At 58.9% G+C, this 25553-nt stretch carries 25 protein-coding genes, 1 tRNA gene and 1 pseudogene; 13 read left to right on the top strand and 14 right to left on the bottom strand.

The window, feature by feature from the left end; translation table 11 throughout:
* Positions 1-39 precede the first annotated feature (39 nt).
* The 3 genes from aguB to BJ917_RS17645 all read left to right on the top strand — a co-directional run bounded on the left by aguB (position 40) and on the right by BJ917_RS17645 (position 2488).
* Complete coding sequence (gene aguB, locus BJ917_RS17655; RefSeq protein ID WP_096513895.1) at positions 40-918, top strand: N-carbamoylputrescine amidase; 879 nt, start codon at positions 40-42, stop codon at positions 916-918.
* 5 nt (positions 919-923) lie between these two features.
* Entirely contained in the window at positions 924-2030 is a 1107-nt protein-coding gene (gene aguA / locus BJ917_RS17650; RefSeq protein WP_121103951.1) for an agmatine deiminase, read from the top strand.
* Positions 2031-2275: 245 nt separating this feature from the next.
* Positions 2276-2488 (top strand): hypothetical protein, encoded by a 213-nt coding sequence (locus BJ917_RS17645; RefSeq protein ID WP_096513893.1) that lies wholly within the window; start codon positions 2276-2278, stop codon positions 2486-2488.
* A 184-nt stretch (positions 2489-2672) separates the two neighbouring features.
* Here the strand turns inward: BJ917_RS17645 and BJ917_RS17635 are convergent, their stop codons facing one another.
* Positions 2673-4766 carry a TonB-dependent siderophore receptor gene (locus BJ917_RS17635; RefSeq protein ID WP_121103949.1) on the bottom strand — a complete coding sequence of 698 codons (2094 nt, stop codon included), beginning with the start codon at positions 4764-4766 and terminating at the stop codon, positions 2673-2675.
* Between the two features lie 251 nt (positions 4767-5017).
* Between BJ917_RS17635 and BJ917_RS17630 the strand changes: the two genes are divergently transcribed.
* The 9 genes from BJ917_RS17630 (at position 5018) to BJ917_RS17590 (ending at position 13625) form a co-directional block, all read left to right on the top strand.
* A complete protein-coding gene (locus BJ917_RS17630; protein WP_096513891.1) occupies positions 5018-5689 on the top strand; it encodes a DsbA family protein in 672 nt (223 codons plus the stop codon).
* Positions 5690-5949: 260 nt separating this feature from the next.
* Positions 5950-7236: an OprD family porin gene (locus BJ917_RS17625; protein WP_096513890.1), complete on the top strand. Its 1287-nt coding sequence runs from the start codon at positions 5950-5952 to the stop codon at positions 7234-7236.
* Between the two features lie 296 nt (positions 7237-7532).
* Positions 7533-8546 (top strand): 2-keto-3-deoxygluconate permease, encoded by a 1014-nt coding sequence (locus tag BJ917_RS17620; protein ID WP_096513889.1) that lies wholly within the window; start codon positions 7533-7535, stop codon positions 8544-8546.
* Complete coding sequence (locus BJ917_RS17615; RefSeq protein WP_121103948.1) at positions 8543-9823, top strand: four-carbon acid sugar kinase family protein; 1281 nt, start codon at positions 8543-8545, stop codon at positions 9821-9823. The genes BJ917_RS17620 and BJ917_RS17615 overlap by 4 nt, the downstream gene beginning before the upstream one ends.
* 5 nt (positions 9824-9828) lie before the next feature.
* Positions 9829-10830, top strand: coding sequence for a 4-hydroxythreonine-4-phosphate dehydrogenase PdxA (gene pdxA / locus BJ917_RS17610; RefSeq protein WP_096513887.1), 1002 nt, complete (start codon positions 9829-9831; stop codon positions 10828-10830).
* Positions 10831-10885: 55 nt separating this feature from the next.
* Positions 10886-11665: a DeoR/GlpR family DNA-binding transcription regulator gene (locus tag BJ917_RS17605; protein WP_121103947.1), complete on the top strand. Its 780-nt coding sequence runs from the start codon at positions 10886-10888 to the stop codon at positions 11663-11665.
* A gap of 335 nt (positions 11666-12000) precedes the next feature.
* Positions 12001-12219, top strand: coding sequence for a 4-oxalocrotonate tautomerase family protein (locus BJ917_RS17600; RefSeq protein WP_056852134.1), 219 nt, complete (start codon positions 12001-12003; stop codon positions 12217-12219).
* Positions 12216-12872 carry a DsbA family oxidoreductase gene (locus tag BJ917_RS17595; RefSeq protein ID WP_121103946.1) on the top strand — a complete coding sequence of 219 codons (657 nt, stop codon included), beginning with the start codon at positions 12216-12218 and terminating at the stop codon, positions 12870-12872. Before BJ917_RS17600 ends, BJ917_RS17595 begins: the two co-directional genes overlap by 4 nt.
* 42 nt (positions 12873-12914) lie before the next feature.
* Positions 12915-13625 carry an SDR family NAD(P)-dependent oxidoreductase gene (locus tag BJ917_RS17590; RefSeq protein ID WP_096513884.1) on the top strand — a complete coding sequence of 237 codons (711 nt, stop codon included), beginning with the start codon at positions 12915-12917 and terminating at the stop codon, positions 13623-13625.
* 65 nt (positions 13626-13690) lie between these two features.
* Here the strand turns inward: BJ917_RS17590 and BJ917_RS17585 are convergent.
* From BJ917_RS17585 to BJ917_RS17555, 7 genes and pseudogenes are all read right to left on the bottom strand, one after another.
* Positions 13691-13766, bottom strand: a tRNA-Thr gene (locus tag BJ917_RS17585).
* A gap of 130 nt (positions 13767-13896) precedes the next feature.
* Positions 13897-15137, bottom strand: a pseudogene (locus tag BJ917_RS17580) (nucleoside deaminase).
* Positions 15138-15415: 278 nt separating this feature from the next.
* A complete protein-coding gene (locus BJ917_RS17575; protein WP_121103945.1) occupies positions 15416-16666 on the bottom strand; it encodes a methyltransferase in 1251 nt (416 codons plus the stop codon).
* On the bottom strand, positions 16647-17336 hold the full coding sequence (locus tag BJ917_RS17570) for an ABC transporter permease (protein WP_096513881.1): 690 nt from the start codon (positions 17334-17336) through the stop codon (positions 16647-16649). The genes BJ917_RS17575 and BJ917_RS17570 overlap by 20 nt, the downstream gene beginning before the upstream one ends.
* Positions 17333-18028: an ABC transporter permease gene (locus tag BJ917_RS17565; protein WP_096513880.1), complete on the bottom strand. Its 696-nt coding sequence runs from the start codon at positions 18026-18028 to the stop codon at positions 17333-17335. The genes BJ917_RS17570 and BJ917_RS17565 overlap by 4 nt, the downstream gene beginning before the upstream one ends.
* A 77-nt stretch (positions 18029-18105) precedes the next feature.
* Entirely contained in the window at positions 18106-18855 is a 750-nt protein-coding gene (locus BJ917_RS17560) for an ABC transporter substrate-binding protein (RefSeq protein WP_096513879.1), read from the bottom strand.
* Between the two features lie 13 nt (positions 18856-18868).
* Positions 18869-19642, bottom strand: a complete 774-nt coding sequence (locus BJ917_RS17555; RefSeq protein WP_007972784.1) for an ABC transporter ATP-binding protein — start codon at positions 19640-19642, stop codon at positions 18869-18871.
* 562 nt (positions 19643-20204) lie between these two features.
* Between BJ917_RS17555 and gabP the strand changes: the two genes are divergently transcribed.
* Positions 20205-21596, top strand: a complete 1392-nt coding sequence (gene gabP, locus BJ917_RS17550; RefSeq protein ID WP_121103944.1) for a GABA permease — start codon at positions 20205-20207, stop codon at positions 21594-21596.
* A gap of 92 nt (positions 21597-21688) precedes the next feature.
* Here gabP and vapC read toward each other — a convergent pair whose 3' ends face one another.
* The 6 genes from vapC to BJ917_RS17520 form a co-directional block, all read right to left on the bottom strand.
* On the bottom strand, positions 21689-22096 hold the full coding sequence (vapC, locus tag BJ917_RS17545; RefSeq protein ID WP_096513877.1) for a tRNA(fMet)-specific endonuclease VapC: 408 nt from the start codon (positions 22094-22096) through the stop codon (positions 21689-21691).
* Positions 22096-22326, bottom strand: coding sequence for a type II toxin-antitoxin system VapB family antitoxin (gene vapB, locus BJ917_RS17540; protein WP_096513876.1), 231 nt, complete (start codon positions 22324-22326; stop codon positions 22096-22098). Before vapB ends, vapC begins: the two co-directional genes overlap by 1 nt.
* 175 nt (positions 22327-22501) lie before the next feature.
* Positions 22502-22954, bottom strand: a complete 453-nt coding sequence (locus BJ917_RS17535; RefSeq protein WP_121103943.1) for a hypothetical protein — start codon at positions 22952-22954, stop codon at positions 22502-22504.
* A gap of 6 nt (positions 22955-22960) precedes the next feature.
* Positions 22961-23377 carry a hypothetical protein gene (locus tag BJ917_RS17530; RefSeq protein ID WP_096513874.1) on the bottom strand — a complete coding sequence of 139 codons (417 nt, stop codon included), beginning with the start codon at positions 23375-23377 and terminating at the stop codon, positions 22961-22963.
* A gap of 36 nt (positions 23378-23413) precedes the next feature.
* Complete coding sequence (locus tag BJ917_RS17525; protein ID WP_121103942.1) at positions 23414-24388, bottom strand: alpha/beta fold hydrolase; 975 nt, start codon at positions 24386-24388, stop codon at positions 23414-23416.
* A 68-nt stretch (positions 24389-24456) separates the two neighbouring features.
* Positions 24457-25515, bottom strand: a complete 1059-nt coding sequence (locus BJ917_RS17520) for a YhcG family protein (protein ID WP_096513872.1) — start codon at positions 25513-25515, stop codon at positions 24457-24459.
* Between the last annotated feature and the right edge of the window lie 38 nt (positions 25516-25553).

Below are 25553 nucleotides of genomic sequence, written 5' to 3'. Positions count from 1 at the left end.
TCCATGCCCGACCGTCAAGCACTTGCCCGGAGATGATCCATGAGCCGTATCGTTACCGTTGCCGCCACCCAGATGGCCTGTTCCTGGGACCTCGAAGGCAATATCGAGGTCGCTGAAAGACTGGTCCGTGAAGCCGCCGCCAAAGGCGCGCAGATCATCCTGATCCAGGAGTTGTTCGAGGCGCCGTACTTCTGCCAGAAGCCGAACCCGGATTACCTGCAACTGGCCACGACGGTAGAAAACAACGTCGCTATCAAGCACTTCCAGAAAGTCGCAAAAGAACTGCAAGTGGTGCTGCCGATCAGCTTCTACGAACTGGCGGGCCGTGCACGTTTCAACAGCATTGCGATCATCGACGCCGACGGCAGCAATCTCGGGATTTATCGGAAAAGCCACATCCCGGACGGCCCTGGCTACCACGAGAAGTACTACTTCAACCCGGGCGATACCGGCTTCAAGGTATGGAATACCCGCTACGCGAAAATCGGCGTGGGTATCTGCTGGGACCAGTGGTTCCCGGAAGCCGCACGCAGCATGGCGCTGCAAGGCGCGGAAATCCTGTTCTACCCGACCGCCATCGGCAGCGAGCCGCACGACAAGACCATTTCGTCCCGTGATCACTGGCAACGCGTGCAACAAGGCCACGCCGGCGCTAACCTGATGCCGCTGATCGCCAGTAACCGCATCGGCAACGAAGAACAAGACGGCTACGACATTACCTTTTATGGTTCGTCGTTCATCGCCAACCAGTTCGGCGAGAAGGTGCAGGAACTCAACGAAACCGAAGAAGGCATCCTGGTTCACACCTTCGACCTCGACCAACTGGAACACATCCGCAGCGCGTGGGGCTCGTTCCGCGACCGTCGTCCGAACCTGTACGGCGCGCTGAAAACCCTCGACGGTACCCTGGAGTCCTGATCGACATGACCACTTTGAATAGCACCCCTCGCGCCGACGGCTTTTACATGCCGGCCGAATGGGCACCCCAGACCCAGACCTGGATGATCTGGCCCGAGCGTCCGGACAACTGGCGCCTGGGCGGCAAACCGGCGCAAGCCGCGCATGTGGCGGTGGCCAAGGCCATTGCCCGTTTCGAACCGGTTACCGTGGCAGTGTCCGCCGGCCAGTACGAAAACGCCCGTGCCCGCCTGGACGTACCGAACATCCGCGTGGTGGAGATGTCCAGTGATGACGCCTGGGTGCGGGACACCGGCCCGACGTTCGTCATCAATAACAGCGGCGAAGTCCGTGGCGTGAACTGGGACTTCAATTCCTGGGGCGGCTTCGACGGTGGCCTGTACTCGCCGTGGAACCGCGACTCGCAAGTGGGTGGCAAGATACTCGAGATCGAACGCAGCCCGCGCTACCGTACCGAGGGCTTTGTGCTCGAAGGCGGTTCGATCCACGTCGATGGCGAAGGCACGCTGATCACCACCGAAGAATGCCTGCTCAACCGCAATCGCAATCCGCACCTGAACCGTGCGGAAATCGAAGCGGTGCTGAAGGACAATCTGGCTGTGGATAAAGTCATCTGGCTGCCGGACGGTTTGTTCAACGACGAAACCGACGGCCATGTGGATAACTTCTGCTGCTACGTGCGTCCGGGTGAAGTGCTGCTGGCGTGGACCGACGACCCGCAGGACCCGAACTACCCGCGCTGCCAGGCGGCAATGAAAGTGCTGCAAGGCAGCACCGACGCCAAGGGGCGCCCGTTCACGGTGCACAAGATGCCCATTCCGGGGCCGCTGTACGCGACCGAGGAAGAGTGCGCCGGTGTCGATCCGGTAGATGGCACCCAGGAGCGTAACCCGTCGGTGCGCCTGGCCGGTTCCTACGTGAACTTCCTGATCGTCAACGGCGGTATCATCGCCCCGAGCTTCGATGACCCGCTGGATGGTCCCGCCAAGGAGATCTTGCAGGCGCTGTTCCCGCAGCACGAAGTGGTGATGGTGCCCGGTCGCGAACTGTTACTGGGCGGCGGAAATATTCACTGCCTTACCCAACAGCAACCAGCGCCGCACAAAGAGTGAGTGAGCTCGTAACAGCTTGAGTTGATTGCGAAATCATTCAGGCAAACGTTTTCACTGATTTGCTCGCACAGAGCCCGCAGCCCAACAGGACTGCGGGCTTTTTTGTATCCGCTGGTCGACAGTTCAGGCAGGTTGGCATAGCTCTTGTATTGCTCAGGCTGCAAAACAGGGAGGGGGAGAACTTAGTCGTTCTGTCATAAACCTTGGATAAGTTAGCCGCTCACAAACCAGGAGAGAGCGCTGAAATGAACGCCGAAGTGAATGTTGTGAGCGAGCGGGCGTTGCATCCCCTGGCAGTCAATGGCGAATCGCTCCAGATCCTGGCGCACTGGTTCAAGTCCAATGGAACGCGTCAGATCAGCGAGACTGATCCGCGCCGGACGATGATCGAGCGCTACCCCGCTGGTTTATTCAGCGAAGCGGAGCTGGATGCGTTGTGGGATGTGATGGAAGGATAAGAAGAAAAACAACGGATTGATCAACAAAAGCGCTGCCAGGATGGCAGCGCTTTTTTTATGGACGATCAATGGAGATCACCTGTGGGAGCGAGCCTGCTCGCGAAGACGGACGGACAGTCAATATCGATGTTGAATGTGATGGCCTCTTCGCGAGCAGGCTCGCACACAGGTTTTGGTGGTGTGCTTAGAAACTGTAAGTTCCAGTTACTACCACGCTCCGTGGTTCACCCGGCTGGATCTGCGCCGCACTGGTGGCCGACGAGTAGTAGGTTTTGTCACTGATGTTGTTCAACGCCGCACGCAAATTCCAATCCTTCTGCCGGAACCCGGCCAGGGCGTCCCAACGGCCATATCCTGGCAACACGGTAGTGTTGAGGTTATCGGCATAACGATCACCCACCAGGGTCAAACCGGTCTCGGCGTACCAGCCCATTTCCGGTTTCCAGGTCAGGAACAGGCTGCCGTTGTGCTTGGCCACGTTACTGATGCGCTTGCCTTCAAAGCCGTTGTTGTCCTTTTCGACCGTTGCGTCCTGTACGCCCACACCGCCGCGCACGTACCAGTTGCCGGTGATCTTGCCGCTGGCGGTCAACTCGATCCCGCGGGAACGTTGCTGGCCGGTGAGCAAGGTGACGGTGGGGTTGTTCGGATCGCTGGTGCGGCGGTTGTAGAGTTCCAGTTCGTAGATCGCCAGCGTGGTGCTCAGGCGATCGTCCAGCCAGTCACTCTTCACGCCGATTTCTTTCTGCTTGGTCAGCTCGGGGCTCAGGTCATTGGTGTTACCGGCCGCACCCGGGGTAATACCGATCAAGCCACCGCCGACCGGTGAAAACGTCTTCGACCAGGAGGCGTAGAAGGAATGATTCTGCAGTGGCGTCCAGACCAGACCTACACGTGGACTGGTGCTATGGCTGTCACGGTCTTCGGAAATATCCCGCAGCTTGTTGGTCGACTCGATGTCGAAGGTGTCGTAACGCAAACCGGCGAGCAGTTGCCATTGATCGTTCAGTTGCAGTTGATCCTGCACATACACCGCACGGCTTTCGACTTCGGTGTGGGAGCTGCTGCTGACCTGCATGCGCCCGGTGTGGCGCAAGTCGCGGTTTGGACTATTGAGGTCCAGCGACGGTACGGGGGAGCTGCCCGGCCCGGAAGTGGCGGCGGTGTACAAGGTCGGATCGCGCCGTTGGCTGCCGATTTCGATCCCGGTCAGCAGGCGATGTTCCAGGCTGAAGGTATCGAAACCGCCTTCCAGCTCAACATTGTTGTAGATGTTGCGGGTGGTCAGGTCCTGTTGCCAGTGCTGACGCGTGACCTGGTTGGTTGCCGGGGTGTAGCCGGTCAGGTAGGTGTTGTCGAAGTCGCTGTTGAGCTTGAACACGCCCAGAGTCTGACGCAGTTGCCAGTTGTCGCTGAGCTCATAAGTGAGTTTCGAGCGCAGGGATTGCGACTTGTCGTCGATGAAATCGTGCTCGCTACCGTAGGTCGTATCGCGCCCCACGTCCGCCGGTCGTCCGTTTACCCCGGGGATGCCGCGATCCGGCGTACGGCTGTAACGGCTGTATTCGTACTGCACCAACCAGTTCAGGTCAGGGGTCAGTTGCCAGCTCATCGACGGCGCGAACAATTGGCGATTGCCGCTCACGCCATCGCGGAAGCTGTTCTGGTCCATGTTGCCCATGTTCAGACGCAGGCTGATGTTCTCGGAGGGATCGGTACTGAGGTCGGCATACAGGCTGCGCAGATCGTCGCTGCCACCCTGGGCTTCGATTGTCGAACGGCGACCGAACTCCGGCAACTTGCTCACCCGATTGACGATGCCGCCCTGGCTGCCACGGCCATACAACACCGCAGCCGGGCCCTTGAGCACGTCGATGCGTTCTATGTTGTGCAAATCGCGAACGTACTGGCTGTCGTCACGGATGCCGTCGAGGTAGAAATCGTTGCTGGCGTCGAAGCCGCGGATACGCAGGCTGTCGAAGCGGGTGTCGGCGCTGCTGCTGACGTTGGGAATGCCACTCAACGCAGTACCCAGATCGTTGGTGCCGTAATCGACCACGTTCGTGGTTTTGATCGAATCGATGGCTTGGGGAACGTAGCGCACCGGCGTGTTGGTGCGGGTTGCGGTGTTGGTTTCTTGTACACGCGGATCATCCGCCTCAGCTTCAGCGCTGATGGCCGTGGCGGGTAATGTGGTAGGTGCAGCGCAAGCGAAACCGGCAGACAGGACAGCAGAAAGCCCAAGTGTGACGGGTGTGAGACGCAAGGGGGCAGGCATTTAAAAACGCATCCGAGAGGGTGGGAAATTCAAAGTCGCGAATGGTAATGCTTTACATTTGCTTCAGTTAATTATTCTTGAAGAGTTCCCTCGATTGATTGTTTCTAATTGTGTCGAGTTTGTTACAGAAGATTGTTCCAGCTCATTCGACCGATTCACGGAACAAACTGAAAGCCATTACGGTATTTTTCGAAAACGAGCATAGGACTACGCTGCCGGCATCCAGTTACCCGATCCTGCCGGAGCTTTCCATGATCCTTCATTACCTCTACGACCCGTTGTGCGGCTGGTGCTACGGCGCAGAACCGTTGGTGCAGGCCGCTCGAGCGGTATTGCCAGTGGTCGCCCATGGCGGTGGCATGATGAGTGGCGCCAATCGGCAAAACGTTTCTGCACAACTGCGCGATTACGTCATGCCCCACGACCGACGCATTGCCGAATACACCGGCCAGCCATTTGGCGTGGCGTACTTCGAAGGATTGCTGCGCGACCACACGGCGGTATTCGATTCGACACCGCCCATTGCTGCCGTGTTGGCCGCCGAGCAAATGGCCGGGCGCGGACTGGAATTGCTGGGGCGTTTGCAGGCGGCCCACTATGTGGAAGGTCGGCGCATCGCTGACGAAGCGGTCCTGTTTGAACTCGCCTACGGTATCGGCCTGCAACCTCAGGCCTTCGAAGCTGCTTATAACGCCGTTGACACGGCGGCGCATATCAAGGACAGCCGAACACTCCTGGGTAAATTGGGCGGGCAGGGTTTCCCGACCTTTGCCCTGGAGCATGATGGCCAATTCACCTTGATCGACATCGGCCCGTGGCTCGGCAAGCCGCAAGATTTTGCGGCGTGGTTAAGTCAGTCGATGCCTGCTCAAACCTCATCCGCTTCCGCGCAAATGTGTGGGCTCACTGGCTGCGCCAATTGATTATTCCTGCCACGTAAAGTGTTTTCTTAGACGTTTTTCGCCTGATTACAGACGATTCATGAAATTGACACATCCTTAAGGGCGCGGCTACGATTCGCGCCAACGCCTGTGGCAGACCGCCATGACCCAAAAATTATAAAAAGGCCCGCCGCGAGTGATCGTGGGCGGGCCTTTTTGATTGCGGAGTGAAAAAAGAGCGCGATAGTGCCATTTCAGTCGTTCGACACAGCGCGTTTCAACTTCGTAATAAGGAAAACAAAATGTTGAACAAGCGAATCAGCCTGATCGCTCTGGGGATTTTGAGCGCTTCACAGGCCATGGCTAACGACCAGGCCGAATCCAAGGGATTTGTCGAAGACAGCAGCCTCAAAGTGCTGCTGCGCAACGCCTACATGAACCGTGACTTCAAAGACGGCAACGCCGATAAGTCCGAGTGGGGCCAAGCGGCCATCGGCACGTTCTCGTCCGGCTTCACCCAAGGCACCATCGGGGTGGGCGTGGATGCCTTCGGCCTGTACGCACTCAATCTGGAGCGCAACGAGAGTCGCAGCGGCGCGCAAGGGATCGACTTTTTCAAAAGAGGTGATAGCGGCGAGCCAGCTGATGACCTGTCCAAAGGTGGTGCGGCCGTCAAATTCCGTCTGTCCAGCACCACGCTGACCTACGGCGACCAGATGCCGGCCCTGCCGGTGTTGAGCTACGACAACGGGCGTCTGTTGCCGGAAAGCTACACCGGTACCCTGATCACCTCCAAGGAGATCAAGGGCCTGGAGCTGAACGCCGGACGTTTCACCGCCGAATCGCGTAAAAGCGCCGAAGGCCGAGACAGCGGTGGCCTGAAGTCGATCAACGTGTTGGGCGGCAGCTACCAGTTCACCGAACAGTTCAAGGCTGCCCTGTACGCGTCCGACGTCGAAGACGTGCTGAAGAAGCAATACGTGAACGCCAACTACGTGTTCCCGCTGGCCAAGGATCAGTCCCTGACCCTGGACTTCAACGGCTATCGCACCAAGCTGGACGATTCCTATGTTCGCGAAGTCGGTGCTACCGGCGACGACAACAACATCTGGAGCCTGGCAGCTGTCTACGCCACGGGTCCGCACTCGTTCACCCTCGGCTACCAGCGCAGCACCGGCGACAGCAACCTGGGCTATCCGTACGGCGGCTACCAGAAAGACCAGAACCGCGTCGGCGACGGTGGCAACACCATCTACCTGGCCAACTCCTACTGGTCCGACTTCAACGCCGAAGACGAACGCAGCTGGCAACTGGGCTACGGCCTGGACTTCAGCACCTTCGGTGTTCCGGGGCTGAGCTACAACTTCGCCTATGTACGCGGTGACAACATTACAACCTCCACCAGCGATGGCGGCACCGAGCGCGAAATCTTCAACCAGTTCAAATACGTCGTGCAAAGCGGCCCGGCCAAAGACCTGAGCGTGAAACTGCGCAGTTCGATCCTGCGCGTGTCGCAGAAGTCGAGCGAGTACAACGTCAGCGGTAATGAAGTGCGTGTGTTTGTGGATTATCCGATCAACATTTTCTGATGATCGGTTGTGGTGTTGAGGCCTGATTCAAAGGCTGAGAAAGAAGAAGCCCCGACTGGTTCGGGGCTTTTTTTGCGTGTTGCAAGGCTCTGGCCCGCACCGCGGGAGGGACTTGAGTCCGCTGGTTGAACGAGTTTTCCATCAAAAATGATTGAATTGATCATCTGGAATGATTGATTTGCGCAAATAAAAGCGATGACCTAAGATAAATTTGACTGAATCAATCATGATTTGATCGGTTCAGTCAGTTTCGAGGTGATGCACGTCTTGCCAAACAATTATAAAAGGAGACCCTCGTGGCCCAGATCCCAATCAAGCGCACCATTGAACGCATCCCCGGCGGCATGATGATCGTGCCTCTGCTCATCGGTTCGCTGGTGGCAACCTTCCTGCCTGACACCCCCAAGTTTTTCGGTTCATTCACCAACGCGCTGTTCACCGGTGCATTGCCCATTCTGGCGGTGTTCTATGTGTGCATGGGCGCAAGCATCAACATCAAATCCACGCCTTACCTGCTGAAAAAAGGCGGCACGCTGCTGGCGACCAAAGTCGGCATCGCCGTACTCATCGGCATTGTGCTTGGGCACTTTTTGGGTGAGCAGCCGATTTCCTCGGGGCTCTTCGCCGGCGTCTCTACATTGGCAGTGGTCGCGGCGATGAACGACACCAACGGCGGCTTGTACATGGCGTTGATGGGGCAGTACGGTCGTTCGGAAGACGTCGGTGCGTACTCGGTGATGTCGTTGGAGTCAGGGCCTTTTCTGACCATGGTGACTCTCGGCATCGCCGGTCTGTCGGCCTTCCCTTGGCCGACGCTGGTCGGCAGCATTCTGCCGCTGGCTCTTGGCATGTTGCTGGGTAACCTCGACCGTGACATGCGCGACTTCCTGGCCAAAGCCGTGCCAGTGATGATCCCGTTCTTCGCCTTGGCCCTCGGTGCCAGCCTGGATTTGCATAACGTCTGGCAGGCCGGTTTGTTGGGTCTGGGTATGGGTGTGGCGGTTGTCGTGTTGACCGGTATCCCATTGTTCTTCGCCGATCGTTTGACTGGCGGCACCGGCGTCGCCGGTGTTGCGGCGGCCACCACCGCCGGGAATGCCGCCGCCGTGCCTGCGCTGATCGCGGCGGCCAATCCGGTGTATGCCGAGGCCGCCAAGAGCGCGACCATACTGGTGGCAGCCTGCGTTGTGGTAACCGCAATTCTCGCCCCGGTGCTCACGGCAGCAGTCGCCAAACGCGTGCAACAGCGCAACCCTGTCGTCATACCCGAGCCGAGTATCGAACCGCAAAAGCGGGAAGCCTTGCGATGAGTATTCTGATCATCGCAGACGATCTGTCCGGCGCGGCGGATTGCGCCATCGGCTTTGCCAGTGCCGGACTGCAGACGGTGGTGACGCTCGACGCCTTGAATGATCAGCCCGATGCGCAGGTGATTGCCGCCGACACCGACACGCGACGCCTGTCTCCCGAACAGGCCGCCGAGCGTACCGTCGCGGCGTTCAAGGCCCTGCATAAACCCGGGCAGCGGCTGTACAAAAAAATCGATTCGACCTTGCGCGGTAATTGGGCAGCTGAAGTCGCCGCCCTGCAACCGTTGGCAGGTCTGGCCATCGTCGCCCCGGCGTTTCCTGCTACCGGGCGTACATTGCGCGGTGGCCGGGTATTTGTGAACGGCCAGCCGCTGGAAACCACCGATACCTGGAAGCTGGAAAACGCCGATCGTCCGGCGGATGTCGAGTCCATGCTTATCACCGCCGGCCTGAGCACAGCCAAGCTCGACCTCGACACCTTGCGCGGCAATCCGGATGTGCTCGTGCAACATTTCGCTGAACTCGCCCGCAGTGGTACGCAGGCAGTGATTGTCGATGCGCAAACGGAAAACGATTTGCTGACCCTCGCGCGATTGACCGCGACGCTGGACCAGGCGCTGTTCTGGATTGGCTCGGGCGGCCTTGCCCGGGAAATCGCCCGGCTGTCCGACTTTTTCGACACGCCACCCCAGCATGTAGAAACCACCGAGGGTGAATACAATCAGGCGCCGATTCTCGTGTTGGTTGGCAGTCTCTCCGGTGTCTGCGAACGTCAATGCACGGTACTGAAGGAGCAGGGTGGGCTGAGCGAATTGATCGTTCCGCCCGCGGTTCTGCGCCAAGGCATCAGCCATCAAGACTGGGCGACCTGGCAGGCACGTATTGGCGAACAGCTCGACGGCTGGAGCGACCTGCTGCTGCGCATTGGCCGCGATGAAACGTTCGATCCGCATGAAGGTGCGCACCTCTCGACCATGTTGGCCGCGCTGGTCGAACCGCACTTCGTCAAGGTCGGTGGCTTGATCGTCACGGGCGGCGAAACGGCGCGAGCCATCTTGACCACGGTCGGCATCGACAGCCTGCAACTGCTGACGGAAGTCGAAGCCGGGGTGGCCTTCGGTCGACCCTCCGCCTCCCGCCATGGCTATCGCCCGGCAATCATTACCAAGGCGGGCGCGTTCGGCACCGACCGCGCCTTGTATGCGGCATGGCAACACCTGAGCGAAACCAACGATCGCTCCCAGCCCAAACGCCCACGAATCCAGGGACTCGAATGAACACTATGAGCAACTACCTCCCCATCATTGGCATCACCATGGGCGACGCTTCGGGTGTCGGTCCGGAAATCATCGTCAAGAGCCTGACCCACGACATCGTCTACCAACAATGCCGGCCACTGGTGATCGGGGATGCGCGACGTCTGGAACAAGCCAACGTGATCGTCGGCGGCAATGCCAAAGTGCGCCGTATCGAAGATGCCTCCCAAGCGCTTTACGAGGCCGGCATCATCGATTGCATCGACCTCGATCTGATCCCCGACGACCTGCCGTTCGGCGAGCTGTCGCCCATTGCCGGTGACGCCGCTTATCAATACATCGCCCGCGCCGTGGAGCTGGCCGAGGCCAAGCAGATCGATGCAATCTGCACCGCGCCGCTGAACAAGGAAGCGCTGCACGCCGGCGGCCACAAGTACCCCGGTCACACCGAAATGCTCGCGCACCTGACCCACGTCGACGAGGTGTCGATGATGCTGGTGGCGCCGCAGCTGCGGGTGATTCACGTCACGACCCACATCGGCATCATCGACGCGATCCGCAAGATCGAGCCGGGCCTGGTCCAGCGCACCATCGAACGCGGCAACGCCACGTTGATCAAGGCAGGCATCGCCCGCCCGCGGATTGGCGTGTGCGGGATCAACCCGCATGCCGGTGAAAACGGCCTGTTCGGTTATGGCGAAGAGGAAGAAAAAATCATCCCGGCGGTGAAGCTGTTGCAGGAGCGCGGCCTCGATGTGACCGGCCCGTTGCCGGCCGACACGCTGTTCTTCCGCGCCGGTCGCGGCGACTTCGATCTGGTGGTGGCGATGTATCACGACCAGGGTCACGGCCCGGTCAAAGTGCTGGGCCTCGAAGCCGGGGTGAACGTGACCGTCGGCCTGGAAGTGATCCGCACCTCGGTCGATCACGGCACCGCTTTCGATATCGCCGGCAAGGGCATCGCCGATGAGCGCAGCTTGCTCGAAGCATTGCGCCAGGGCGCGGAACTGGCCACGCGACGGGGATGAGGTGCAGCGGCGCTGTCGTGTAAGATCGACCACCGTCCAAACAACGAGACCCGCCATGAAAGTGTCCGAACGCCACCGCGCCATACTCGAACTCGTGCGCATCGGCGATGCCAACGTCGAGCAATTGAGCGCGGCGCTCGGGGTTTCGGAAGCGACCGTGCGGCGCGACCTGACCATGCTCGCCAAGCAGCGGCATCTGGTGCGCACCTATGGCGGCGCCACTGCCGTGGTGGGCGTACATGAGCCGGAAGCGTCGCTGGAAGAACGCAAGACCAGCCAGTGGGAACAGAAAGACGCCATCGCCCAAGCCGCCGCAGCCCATGTCCAGGATGGCGACACCGTCCTGCTCGACGGCGGCACCACCTGCGCGGCGCTGGCTCATCACCTGTGCTCGCGCCAAGACGTGCACGTGGTCACCAACAACCTGCTCGCCGTGATGACCCTGGCCAACGCACCCGGCGTGCGCCTGACCTTGATCGGCGGCGATCTGCGCGGTTCGAGCATGAGCACGTTAGGGCCATTGGCGGAATTGACGCTGAGCCGTTTGAGCGTTGACAAAGCCTTCCTCGGTGCGGACGGCGTCGTCGCGGAGTTCGGCTTGTGTGAGGCGAGTGCACAGCAGGCGTATCTCAAGGAATGCATCATCAAGCGGGCTGCGCAGATCGTTGTGTTGGCCGATACCGACAAATTGGGTCGTGCGCGGCAGCAGCATTGGACGCCGATTGAGCGGGAGTGGCGATTGATCACCGGTGCCACTGCTGATGAAGCTGCGCTCGCGCCGTTTCGTGCCATTGCGCAAATCACGGTGGAAACCGTGATCGTCGATAACGACTAAGGAGCCCGGCTTGCCGGCGATAGCGTCTTCAAGAACGCTATCGCCGGCAAGCCGGGCTCCTACGAAAAGCGTTTATATGCTTGAGCCGAAACAACAAAAGCCCCGAATGATTCGGGGCTTTTTCGTGCTGTTGAAATTCTCCTGTCACCGAAACTCGATTTTGGTAACACGTGTCGCCTGCGGCGACATGTTCCTCATTGTTTACTTGGTTGCTCATTACACCACGTAACTAATGATGTTCCCGTCCCCACCTTTATCCCCTTCAGTGAACACCCTACATTGAGCTCCAACGCCTCTCCCATCATCCCGACGGGAAGGTCACTGGAGATTCCTCAATGCCTTTCGTAAGTGTCCGCATCACCCGCGACGGGGTTACCACTGAGCAGAAAGCTCAGGTGATCGCCGAAATCACTGAAACACTGGAACGCGTCCTCAATAAACGCCCTGACCTGACCCACATCGTGATCGAGGAAGTCGACACCGATAACTGGGGTTACGCCGGGATCACCACCACCCAGTACCGCAAGCAACTGGCGGAAGAGGGGCAGTCATGACGGCGTCGGTGACCATCGATTTCGTCTCCGATGTGGTGTGTCCCTGGTGTGCACTGGGCGCGACCGCGCTGGAGCAGGCGATCGAGAACGTGGCGGGCGAGGTGTCGGTGGAGCTGACCTACAAGCCCTTTGAACTGAACCCGAACATGCCGCCCGAAGGCGAGAAAGCCGTCGAGCATTTGATGCGCAAGTACGGGCGCACTGCCGAAGACGTCGCTTCCGGCAAAAAGATGCAGATCGAACGCGGTGCGGCCATCGGCTTCAAGTTCGACCTGGAGAAGCGCAGCCACTTCTACAACACCTTTGACGCTCACCGGTTGTTGCTCTGGGCGCTGGAGGAAGGGCGTCAGGTGGCGCTGAAGAAGATCCTGCTTCGCGCTTATTTCAGCGAAGGCCAGAACCCGAGTGATCAGCAGACGCTGGTGCGGTTGGCGGGTGAAGCCGGCTTGGATGAGGCCCAGGCACGCAACGTGTTGGAGTCCGGTGCGTTTGCCGACGAAGTGCGTGAGCTTGAGGAGTTTTACCGCCAGCGCGGCATCAATTCGGTCCCGGCCATGGTGTTGAACGGCCGTCACCTGGTGTCCGGTTCGCAGTCGGTCGAGTACTACGAACAAATGTTGAGACAAATGGCGACGGCCTCCGCCGAAGCCTGATTCATCGAATTTCAAATCCCACTATTGTCAGAGGTATTCATCATGAGCAATTCGAAAAAAGTCATCGTCATCACTGGCGCATCCCAAGGTCTCGGCGACGGCATGGTCAAGGCCTTCCGTGAACTCGGTTACCAGATCGTCGCCACTTCGCGTTCGATCAAGCCGTCCACTGACCCGGACATCCTCACCGTGGCTGGCGACATCGGCGAACCGGCAACCGCCCAGCGTGTGATTCGTGAAGCCATCGCCCGTTTCGGCCGTATCGACACCCTGGTCAACAACGCCGGGATCTTCATCGCCAAACCGTTTACCGCCTACACCGCTGAAGACTATGCCAATGTGCTGTCGGTGAACGTCAACGGCTTCTTCTACATCACCCAACTGGCCATCGCCGAGATGGAAAAACAGGGCAGCGGTCACGTCGTCAGCATCACCACCAGCCTGGTCGATCACGCCATCGACGGCGTGCCATCGGTACTGGCCTCGCTGACCAAAGGCGGCCTGAACGCGGCGACCAAATCCCTGGCGATCGAATACGCCAAGCGCGGCATTCGGGTCAACGCGGTTTCGCCTGGCATCATCAAAACCCCGATGCACGGCGAAGAAACCCACGCCGCATTGGGCGCGCTGCACCCGGTCGGGCACATGGGCGAGATCGAAGACATTGCCAACGCAGTCGTGTACCTGGACGGCGCCAAGTTTGTCACTGGCGAAATCCTGCACGTCGACGGTGGTCAGAGCGCGGGTCACTAAGACCTGGGTTTTCAAACGCCAGAAACAACAAAGCCCCTGCATTTCTGCAGGGGCTTTGTTTTGTATGGTGCCGGCACCAGGAATCGAACCCGGGACCTACTGATTACAAGTCAGTTGCTCTACCATCTGAGCTATACCGGCGTGTCAGGGCGACGATTATAGCGATTGGGCAGGTTCTGTAAACCCCTGAATTCTGACTATTTTTGCGCGGGTGAAAGGCCAGTCCCGCGACGTCTTGTACGGGACTGGCCGGGGTGAGTGTTTTACAGGGTTACACGCCGCTTTTGACGGCGTTGATCAGGTCCTGGCTCAGCACCTGTGCAGGCGCGACTTGCACGCTTTGGGTGTAGAACGGCGGCAGGTTCTGGGCCAGTGTCGACAATGCTTGCGCGGTGGTATTGCCCGGCAGCAGCACGTATTGCAGGTTGGACGGATAGCTCTGGGGCACGGGGCCTTCCATGGTCGAACCGTAGGCGCCAAACGTCATCACGGCTTGTGGCGTGGTGGGGTCGGGGGCATAGAGGAAGACGAAGGTGCCGTACTTCGGATGCGTCAGGTATTGCTCGGCCTGTGCGCGAACGCCGGGTCTGGGTCGTTCATCAGGGTCCAGCGCATGACCGCATAGTTGCGGGTAGTTTCCATGAATGCTGTACGAATCGGTGACTGATTCTCCGCGCCTCCCAGACACACCAGCAGGTTACCGAACGGATCGATCAGCGCTACCGAGTTGAATACCGCGCTTTGCTGCGCGGTCTTGAGCAATGGCGGGGCGAGTTCAGCGCCGGGATCACGGGGATTGGTTGATTTCACGGTCAACGCGAACGGGCTGAGGGCCGTCAGTGCCTGACGCACTTTGCTGTTGGCTGGCAGGGTGGCCGGGTTTTGCAGTTGATCCGGCGGCAGGCCGCTGTTGTTACTGGCCTCGCGCACCGTGTTGACGCTGGCGGAGAAGATCGAGCTGCAGAGGAAGTACGCCGCCGAATCGATCGTCTGGCCGCCGAACACCGGGCTGGTGGAGCCTTGATAGGCGCGGCTGACCGGCGCTGCAATCGCGTAATAACCCCAGGTAGCTTGCGCCTGCTGGCGGATCTGCGGCGGCAGTGATGGAAAGGTGAACTGGCTGTTGTAGTTGATGCCTGCGTAGTCATCAATCGCACTGACGGCCACATTGAATCCTGCTGTCAGTAGCGAACCGGCGCACATGGCGCATGGGTCAAGCGTGGTCACGACGGTCAGTTGGTTGGGCGGTGGCAGGTTCAGTGGCGCGACATTTTCGTAGTACCAGTCCACCAGTTGTCGTTCACCGTGGGCGGTCGGGTCATGGGGCAGGAAGTAAGTGGTGCCGCTGCCGGGAAATGGCATCAGCACGTTGTTGTGCAGCGCAGCGATGACCTCGCCGGTTGCGTTGTTGATGATGGCGCCGCCCACGGCGAAGGTTTGCTGCAGGGCAGCGTAAATGGCTTGGTTGGCGACGGTATCGACAGCTTCCTGCGCACTGTTCAATGTGCTCATGTTTTCCCAGCTCCTTGCTGTACTGGCGTCAGAGAATTCTGACGCTCGGCAAAGATAGTTGAGGTTCTCAGCGGCGATTATGTTCTTTTGGCTTAACGCTTATGCACAACGGGGAAATCAGGCACATACAGTCAAGAGCAAAACTGTGGATCCGTTCCCATTTGTGCGCAAATCACTGTTTTTCGGGTTTTTTATTCAAGTGTACGAAAACTGAACAGTGTCGTTTCACCCCTGAAACAGCTGTAAATATTGGATCCGTTATAATTTAATCAACAGAGTTATCCACAGGCTTTGGGGCTCTGAGGGCGTTCCGCCAGGATCAGGAAATTGCGCGGGGTGAGCGGGGTTTTGCAGAAGGTGCCGAGGTGAACCGTATAACCCTGCTCATGCAGGAAAAGCGCTCGGTCGAGCACCAACCAAAGCTCCAGTGGGCGTCGGAAAAGTCCGCGCAGTAACTCCAGATTGCGCACTTGCGCCAGGCGCTGCCAACCGGCGGCTTCCCGTGCTGACCAATCCTGCGGCCCTACTGTGGATAACTCCTTGAGTTGGGCCAAATGATGGCAATAGTCAGCGAAGGGTTTGTCCAGCCAGGCGCTGGGCAGGGACGGGGTCGGCAGGTATTCGTCAACGCCCCGCAACTGACGTTGCAGCAGGTCGAAAGCCAGGCGCCGGGCCATTGAGGTGTCACGCTGGCGTCGGACGCGAGCCCCGGCGGTGACGGTTTCGCTCATTGGTAGCGCGAGATCGTCGAGGGACAACTGTAGGTCAGAGGCGTGTGCAGCCGAGGAAAGCGGCGAGTACCGGGGAAGACTGATCCGGTTGTAGCAGCAAGGGGCGATGGCGAGTTGCTTGCAGCCTGCGGCACTGGCGAGCTCAATCAAGCGCACATGCAAGTCACCGCAGGCGTGAAGCGCGACGGGGGTGTGTTCAGCTTTCAATAAAGAAGCCGCGTTGGTCGCCAGAACATCCTGCTCGACATGCAGCGCATGCAGTTGATGGCGCTGGGTGAGGGCGTGACCACTGGCGACCAGCGCCGGATCGTATTCCAGGCAAGTCAGCTGTTGGCCGGTTTGCAGCAGTCTTCGCCCCAAGTGACCTTTACCCGAGCACCAGTCCAACCAATGCGTCGGCGCATCGGCAAACTGCAATCGACTGGCGAAGGCTTCGATCTGCTGCCACTTGCGACCCGGCACATCAACATTCAGTCGATGGCCTGCTGCTTCCAGCGCATGGGCGGGCAATTCATCCACAGCACTCAGCGCGAGAGACATCGCCGCCAAGGTCGCAAACGGTTCTGGCGCATCCATGAGGGCGGGTTCGTTGTGCGATTTTTCCGCGTCTTCCAGCGATCTGCCGCGTAGCCAGGCGGCCAACTCGGGGTAGGAAGTTTCCCAAGGCAGTTGCAGATGGGTGAACGGCCGTGGTTTCCACAGCGCCTGATGCGTTGTCAGATAAGCATCCAGCGCGGTGAAACGGGCGAGCAGAGCCTCGCCCGTCAACACATGGGCATCAACGGCCTTGGCAGGCATCGACGCGCAACCAGCGCTCCAACAGCTTGAAGCCGCGCACCAGCACATAAGCCATCAACAGGTAGAACATGCCCGCAGCGAAGAAGATCTCCACCGGCAGGTAGGTCCGGGCAATGATGGTCCTGGCCATGCCGGTCAGTTCCAGCAGGGTCACGGTGCTGGCCAGGGCGCTGGCCTTGAGCATCAGGATCACTTCGTTGCTGTAGGCCGGCAGGCCGATGCGTGCCGCCCGAGGCAGGATAATGTAGATAAGTGCCTTGGCCTTGGACATGCCCAGCGCCCGTGCCGCTTCGATCTCACCCGGTGGAATCGCCTGGATGGCGCCACGCAGGATCTCGGCGATATAGGCCGCGGTGTGCAGGGTCATGGTGGCCGTGGCGCACCAGAACGGATCACGCAGGTACGGCCACATGGAACTGTTACGGATCACGTCAAACTGCGCCAGGCCGTAGTAGACGAGGAACAGTTGAACCAGCAGCGGCGTACCACGGAAAAAGAAGATATAGCCGTAGGGAAAAGCCCGCACCCACCACAGGCGCGACGAGCGGGCGATACCCAAGGGGATCGCCAGCAACAGGCCGGCAATCACGGCAATGGCCACCAATTCCAGGGTCAGGGTTGCTCCCTGGGTCAGTTTCGGCAGCCACTTGATAATGACTTCCCAGTTCATTGAGCACTCCTCGCGAAGCCGCGAGCGGCGCGTTTTTCCAGTAGATGCATGCCGGTCATGGCGAGAATCGTCAGACCCAGGTACATGAACGCGGCCACCATATAGAAGGTGAACGGTTGCTTGGACACGGTCACGCCGATTTGTGCATGGCGCATGATTTCTTCAAGGCCGATTACCGATACCAGCGCGGTGTCTTTCATGAGGATCATGAACAGATTGCCCAGGCCGGGCAGGGCGATGCGCCACATCTGAGGCATGATCAACTTGGTGAAGATGCGCCATTTCGACAAGCCCAGGGCCACGCCGGCCTCACGATGGCCTTTGGGAATGGCGAGGATCGCGCCACGAAACACTTCCGTGGCGTAGGCGCCGAAGCACAAGCCCAGCGCAATTACGCCGGCGGCGAAGGCATTGAGTTCCAGGTCGGGGTTGCCGAAGAACTCGCCCAGGGCACGCATCAGGTTGACCGTGCCGAAGTAGATCAGCAGCACCCAGAGCAATTCCGGAATACCGCGAACCAGGGTCGAATAAGTGCCGCCAAGCCATTGCAGTGGCTTGTACGGGGAGGTCTTGGCCAGGGCGCCGAGCAAACCGAGTACCAGCCCCAGGCTCAGGGCCGAGAGTGCCAGTTTCACAGTCATCAGCGCGCCGGCGGCAAGCGCCGGGCCGAATCCGTAGAGGTCGATAATCATGGATTTCTTTTCAAATCGCGGCAGGCAAGGCCGGGACCGGCGCCGTCACAGGGCGCCGCCGGTCCGGCAGGTCAGTATCAATAGATGCTGAACGGGAAGTACTTGTCGTTGATCTTCTTGTAGGTGCCGTCAGCGACGATTTCTTTCAGCGCAGTGTTCAGCTTGTCGCGGATCGGGTCGTTTTTACGCACGGCGATACCGATCTTGTCGCTTTCTTCCACCGGGTCGCCCTTGAATTCGTAGGATTTGCCGGCGTCGCTTTTCAGCCATTCATAGTTGACGTACTTGTCGGCGAGGATGGCGTCCAGGCGACCGGAAGTCAGGTCGAGGTAAGCGTTTTCCTGGGTGTCGTAGAGCTTGACGGTGATGTCGTCACCGAAGTGATCTTCCAGGAAGGTACCGGCCAGGGTCGCACGCTGGGCGCCGATCACCTTGCCTTTGAGCGAGTCCTTGTCGGTTTTGAAGTCGACGTTTTTAGGCGCGATGAATTGCAGTTTGTTGGAGTAGTACGGGTCGGTGAAGTCCACCGCTTGCTTGCGCTCGTCGGTAATCGACATCGACGAGATCAGGAAGTCGAATTTCTTGGCGTTCAGGGCCGGGATGATGCCGTCCCAGTCGGAGGTGACCACGGTGCATTCGACTTTCATCTTGGCGCACAGGGCGTCGCCGATTTCCTTGTCGAAGCCGACGACATTGCCACTGGCATCTTTGTTGTTGAACGGAGGATAGGCTGCTTCGATGCCCATCTTCAGGGTTTCAGCCATGGCGCCGGCGCTGAAGGCCAGGGTGACGGCCGCAGCCAGGAAGACCTTTTTGTAGTTCTGCATGTGGGTAGCTCCGTTAGCGGTTGCTGGACATGAATTGTTTGCAGCGTGCCGAAAGCGGGTTTTCAAACACCTGCTGTGGCGATCCTTGCTCTTCTACCAGGCCCTGGTGGAGAAACACCACTTCGCTGGAGACCTGACGGGCAAAGCCCATTTCATGGGTGACCAGCAGCATGGTGCGGCCTTCTTCGGCCAGTGCGCGGATGACATTAAGTACTTCCTGGACCATTTCCGGGTCAAGCGCGGAGGTGGGCTCGTCGAACAGGATGACCTTGGGTTGCATGGCCAGGGTGCGGGCGATGGCCGCGCGTTGTTGCTGGCCGCCGGACAGTTGCGCAGGGTAGGCGTGGCGCTTGTCGGCGATGCCGACCTTGGCCAGCAAGGCCTCGGCCACTTCGATGGCTTCGGCCTTGCTCTGGCCGAGTACGCGGCGCGGCGCCTCGATGATGTTGTCGAGCACGCTCATGTGCGGCCACAGATTAAAGTTTTGAAACACAAAGCCTATTTCGCTACGCAGACGGTTGATCTGCTTGCCATCGGCAGCGACCAGTTCGCCGTTCTTTGCGGCTTTGAGCTTGAGTTCTTCGCCGGCCACCAGAATCTGGCCCTGGTGCGGGTTTTCCAGCAGGTTGATGCAACGCAGGAACGTGGACTTGCCGGAACCGGACGAACCCAGGATCGAGATCACATCGCCGTCGCGGGCGGTCAGCGAGATGCCTTTGAGCACCTCCAGCGAACCGTAGCGTTTGTGCAAGTTGCGGATTTCAAGCGCGGGCGTGGCCTCAGCCATGTCGTTCCTCATATATGTTGCGCTCCTGCTGTTGGTGGCCTTCCTGGCGAGGCGGCCAAGCTAGCATAGCGTTTCAAAGGCAGCCAACAGCGCTACGGGCAGTAAACGGGTGGCATGTGGCAGGTTGTCGCATCGGCACAGCAGACTGTCGCCCCATCAACAACCGAACAGCCGTTTGAACCCTGCAAGCGGGTAAAAGCGCGGTGCTGTCGCGTAAAAAAGGGCGCGATGTTGCCAGCTTTGACGGGGTGTTGGAAGCGCTAACCGGCCGAACGTTCCAGATCTGCACTTTTATTGTGCGTCATGTCGTTTTTAGATGTGTTTCCGGTGCGCAGATTCGTTCCCGAAGTGGGTCGCAGGGTAACGCTTTGGCAAAGTGCCATTACTTTCAATGACTTGCGATGACTGTCCGGTCCGGTCGAAATCGCCGGGGTAGACGCTTTTGAAACATTTTGGCGCAATTATTGCGTGCAGATTCCGGAACGCTCCGTTGGTTTCTTTTTACAGAAGGGAAATTCAGGCGGGACGCACGCATTCGCTTTTCCTTACAAAGGTAGTTTCAATGAGCAGTACCCAAAGCTCTAATGGCCTCGAACAGGGGCTTAAACCGCGTCATGTGACCATGCTGTCGATCGCCGGGGTTATCGGCGCCGGCCTGTTCGTAGGCTCGGGCCACGCTATCGCTGCTGCAGGCCCGGCCGTGCTGTTGGCCTATGCCGCCGCCGGTATGCTGGTGGTGTTGGTGATGCGCATGCTGGGTGAAATGGCAGTTGCTTCGCCAGACACCGGCTCTTTCTCCACCTACGCCGATCGCGCGATCGGTCACTGGGCCGGTTTCACCATCGGCTGGCTGTACTGGTGGTTCTGGGTTCTCGTCATCCCGCTGGAGGCCAACGCCGCCGCAACCATCCTGCATGCCTGGTTCCCTGGCGTGGACATCTGGGCCTTCGCCCTGGTGATCACCATGCTGTTGACCGTGACCAACCTGTTCAGCGTGAAGAACTACGGCGAGTTCGAGTTCTGGTTCGCCCTGATCAAGGTCCTGGCGATCATCGGCTTCATCGTTGTGGGCGTCATGGCTATCTTCGGCTTCCTGCCGGGCAGCCAGGTCAGCGGTGTTTCCCACCTGTTCGACACCCAGGGCTTCCTGCCAAACGGCATGGGCGCGGTATTGGGTGCCATCCTGACCACCATGTTCTCCTTCATGGGCACCGAGATCGTGACCATCGCGGCCGCGGAATCGAAGAACCCTGGCAAGCAAATCTCCAAGGCCACCAATTCGGTGATCTGGCGTATCGGCTTGTTCTACCTCGTATCGATCTTCATCGTCGTGGCCCTGGTGCCATGGAACGATCCGGTACTGGCCAGCCTGGGTTCCTACCAGACAGTGCTTGAGCGCATGGGTATCCCTAACGCCAAGATGATCGTCGACATCGTAGTATTGGTTGCTGTGACCAGCTGCCTGAACTCGGCACTCTACACGTCGTCGCGCATGCTGTTCTCCCTGGGCAAGCGTGGTGATGCACCGGCTATGTCCACGCGCACCAACAAAAGCGGCACGCCTTACTGGGCTGTCATGCTGTCCACTGGCGCAGCGTTCCTGGCAACCTTCGCCAACTACGTGGCCCCGGCTGCGGTGTTCGAATTCCTGCTGGCCAGCTCCGGTGCCATCGCACTGCTGGTGTACCTGGTGATCGCGATCTCGCAACTGCGCATGCGTAAACAGCGTATGGCGCGCGGCGAGAAAATCGTCTTCAGCATGTGGCTGTTCCCGGGCCTGACTTACGCGGTGATCGTATTCATCGTCGGTGCCCTGACCATCATGCTGTTCCAGGAAGCCCATCGCGTGGAAATCCTCGCGACCGGTCTGCTCAGCGCTCTGGTGGTTGCTGCCGGCTTGCTGGTTGCCCGCCGTCGTCGCGACGAGCAGGTGGTTGCGGCAGTCGCACGCTGAGCCTTCTGGCTCAAGCTGGATTGTTGAAATGAAAAACGGCCGCTGTCAGTGATGACAAGCGGCCGTTTTTGTTTTCGTGGGCATGGCTCGATTTAGCGCGGGCTAACCCAGTCTTCTACCCGCAACCCCGGTACTCGCTCGAACTCCCGAGTGTTGTTCGTTACCACGATGAAGCCGCGAGAGCGCGCGTGACCGGCAATCATTTGGTCAAAGGGGCCGATTGGCGTGCCGATCTTTGCCAATTCAGATCGAATCATTCCCGTATGCGCAGCCGCCTCTTTGTCGAAAGAAAAAACTTCGAGACGAGCAGCAAATCCCTCGATGAGTGCCAGGTTTTTCTCGGGTGCTGCGGATTTCTCCGCACCGTAAATCAACTCCATCAGAGTGACAGTGCTAATGCACAGCTGGTCATGATGGCGATTGAACGCTTCGCGTACGATCTGTGGCTTGTTTTTGATGGTGTAGATGCAGATGTTGGTGTCCAGCATGTATTTGATCATCAGAACGACTCGCGCTCCTGATCGGCGGGTTGCTCGCGGTCGGTCATGAAGTCTGGGCTAACGCTTTCGCCGTCGAACCAGCTATCCCAGGTTTCACCGGCAGGGGTAATGATGCGGGCTCTGCCAACGGCAATGACGCTCACCCGTGTTACCTCACTGGGCATTGCTACAGCCTTGGGTAGACGAACTGCCTGGCTTCGATTGCTCATGAAAATGGTGGTGTGTTCCATTGTGGTCTCCTGCATCTAGCGCTATGGAACAAAGGATAGATTTCAGGTGGGATATGTCAATGGGATATACGTAGTCCCGGACGGAAGGGTGTTTTGCTCAGGCTAAAAAAAACGGCCGCTGTCAGTGATGACAAGCGGCCGTTTTGTTTTGGCGGATCGGCGTGAGTTGTAACCCTTACTCGGCTTTCTCTTCCGGCGTATCCAGCGTCTGGCGGTAGACGTCCAGCGCATCGCCGAAGTCGGCAATGAACTGCGGCTCACTCAGCCAGGCCTGGGCGGCATCGCGGTCCATGCCGTCGGCCCACATGCGGTAGTCGATCAGCATGTCGGCGGCCAGGTGGGTGGCGGCCATGCCTTCGTCATCGGCGTTTTCCATGTCCAGCAGTTCTGGATGGTCGATGATGATAAAGGCGAGATTCGTCAGCAGTACGGAGAGCATTTCGCTGCGGCTGATAGCTTCTGCGTCGCGCATTTTGCTGAACATCGCCAGGGTGTAGTCCGGGATCGGCTCGCCGATTTCACCCAGATCATCGTCCAGCGCGGCGGGTTTTCTGCCGTGGATATTGATTTGCTTGGCTTTGGCTTTTGCGCGTTTGGCGCGTTTCTGTTGCTTGTTCAGGGAGGCCATGGGAGCTCAGTTCGGTTTCTGTTGGGTTTGCGCGGCAATGGCGTCGGACGCCGCCACGTAGTCAGCCTGGAAGGCCGGTGATTCGATCCACGCCAGGGCGCCGGCTTCGTCGGTTTCGGTGGACCATTGGCGATACTCGATCAGCGCGGCGAGGATAAAGTCCATCGCGCCTTCTTCGCCTTCCTGCTCGTACACCAGTTCCAGCAGCGGGTCTTCGAGGAAGGCCGTGCACATGGCTTGCTGGCTGATCTTTTCGGCGTCGATCATTTTCTTGAACAGTTCGGTCAGGTCCACCGATTCGAAATCAATGCGGTCGTCATTCGGGTCCAGTTCGACCGGCGTGGCGGCGCGTTGAGTGCGGTTCTGCTTGGCCTTGGCCTTGGCGCGCGAGGCGCGTTTTTGCTGCTTGTTGGCGGAGGCCATGAGCGTCGTTCCGTAATTCGTGGAAAGGGCAGTGACTCAGTTGCGTGGCACTGTCCGCCCGGGTGTACCGGGGGCCAGCTCGCCGTTTTGCAGCCAGGACAATGCAATGGGCCATAGTGTGGCTTGGTATGCGCTGCGAAAAAAGGCGAAATGTCCGACTTCTGCTTCGCCGATGTCTTCGGGCGCAATGCGCAGGTGGGTATTGAGGCTGCCAGTGAAGTAACCAAGCAGGCGTTCGATGGCCGGGACGGTACCGTAGGGGTCATCGCTGATGCTGATCGCCAGGATTTTCGCATTGACGGTGGCGAAGGGGAGGCGACCGCTGGTTGCGTGGGCTGCACGGCCGCTGGGGCGCGTTTCGTAGCGGGCAGTGGGCGTGCTCCAGTCACGCACCACGCCGGCGGGCGTGTCTTCGAGCCAGCCGAGGCGCTTGCCGGGAAAGAATCCGCAGATCATCGTCACTATAGGCATCACCACATGCCATTTGGCGAACATCCGCCAGCGGTGAGCGGGCGCGTAGTCGCGCCAGTAAGCGAATTGTGCGCCAACGGTCACCAGGTGCCGGATCAGCGCCCCTGACGCCCCCAGCCCCGCTGCACAGCCGCCAAAGCTGTGACCGACGACATCGATCGGCTGCCCGGGAAACTCGCGCTGTGCGCGCTTGAGCATCGCTTCAAAATCCAGCGCGCCCCAATCGGTCCACGAGGCCTGAAGCCCTTTGAGCGAAGCGGGGCGCGATTCGCCGATGCCACGGTAGTCGTAGGTGATCACATCGAAGCCGTTGGCGAACAGGTAATCGGCGAAACGCGAGTAGTGTCGACAGCGGACCGAGGTAGCGGCGTTAATGATCACCACTGGGCGAGTGAGGTCCGTATCGGCATGCCGCCACATGAAGCCGCCGAGAGTGAAGCCATCGGCGGCGGGTTGCCTGAAGGGCTCGGCAACGGTGTCTGTTGCCAGTGGCAACTCGATTTGAGTGGGGGCCAGTGGAGGCATGTCCTGCAAATTCATCGTCTTCAGACCTTTGCGGGTAGCTGCCAACGATAGTCTTTGTGTTGTGGATGAACAATCCGCCCTTTCTATTCGGGCATCTGATTGAGCAGGCGCTCCTCGATCAGCGCTCGTTCCCGATCCAGTTCCGCCCGCAGTTCATCCTCGCTCGGGAGTACCAACTTATACTTGCTGGCGAAGAGTTGTTCATTGCCCTGCAGTACCGAGTAGCGCACCACAGAGTCGTTTTTTTGCGCGCAAAGAATAATGCCGACGGTGGGCCCGTCCTTCTCTCTGCGTTTGAGGTCGTCGTACATACGCACATACATGTCCATCTGTCCGACATCCTGATGTGTCAATTCACCGCGCTTGAGATCGAAGATGACGAAACAATTGAGCAGATAGTTATAGAACACCAGGTCAATGTAGAAGTCTCGTCCTTCGGTACTGATACGCTGTTGACGGGCGATGAAAGCGAACCCTTTGCCCAACTCAAGCAGGAAACCCTGAAGCTGTTCGATCAGGGCTTGTTCGAGCCTGGTTTCCAAAACAACTCCAGTATTGGGCAGGCCAAGAAACTCCAGCATCACGGGGTCCCGGATGAAATCCCTGGGGTCTTTGTTCATTGCATGGATGTTGGTGGCGGCTTCTTCCATGACAGCAGGCTTGTCACGGCTCATCAGCAGTCGCTCGTAATAGAGCGTGTTGATCTGGCGCTCCAGGCTGCGGCTTGACCAGTTCTGGGTGGCGGCTTCGTCCATGTACCACTTGCGTGCCTTTTCACTGTCCACTCGCAGAAGCCTGCGGTAATGCGTCCAGCTCAATTCGAGACGCAGTGCGTCTCGAATTGGAAACGCTTGATAGAACAGTCGCATTTTTCGCAAATTGGTCTCGTCAAACCCCTTTCCGAACTCCACTGTCAGTACCTTTGCAAGCGATGCCAGCAATTGCTTGCCGTATACCGCACGCCTAGCGCCCCCTTGTTCAAATTCCACTATGTGCCGCCCGATCTGCCAGTAGGTTTGTACCTGGGCGGTATCGACGGCTCGCTGAACTGTCAGCCGCGCCTGGCGGATCAAATTGCCAAGGTCGCCCAGCAGCGACGCGATATTTTGATCTTCTGTGTTTTCGGGCGTTATGGCGCTCATTAGATCTTCCGCGAGTGATTGAACAGGCAGAAAAGGAT

This window comes from Pseudomonas sp. WPR_5_2 (assembly GCF_003634475.1).
Taxonomy (GTDB): Bacteria; Pseudomonadota; Gammaproteobacteria; order Pseudomonadales; family Pseudomonadaceae; genus Aquipseudomonas; species Aquipseudomonas izuensis.
Note: the sequence above shows the minus strand (reverse complement) of the source record. Positions and strands in the feature narration are given on the sequence as shown.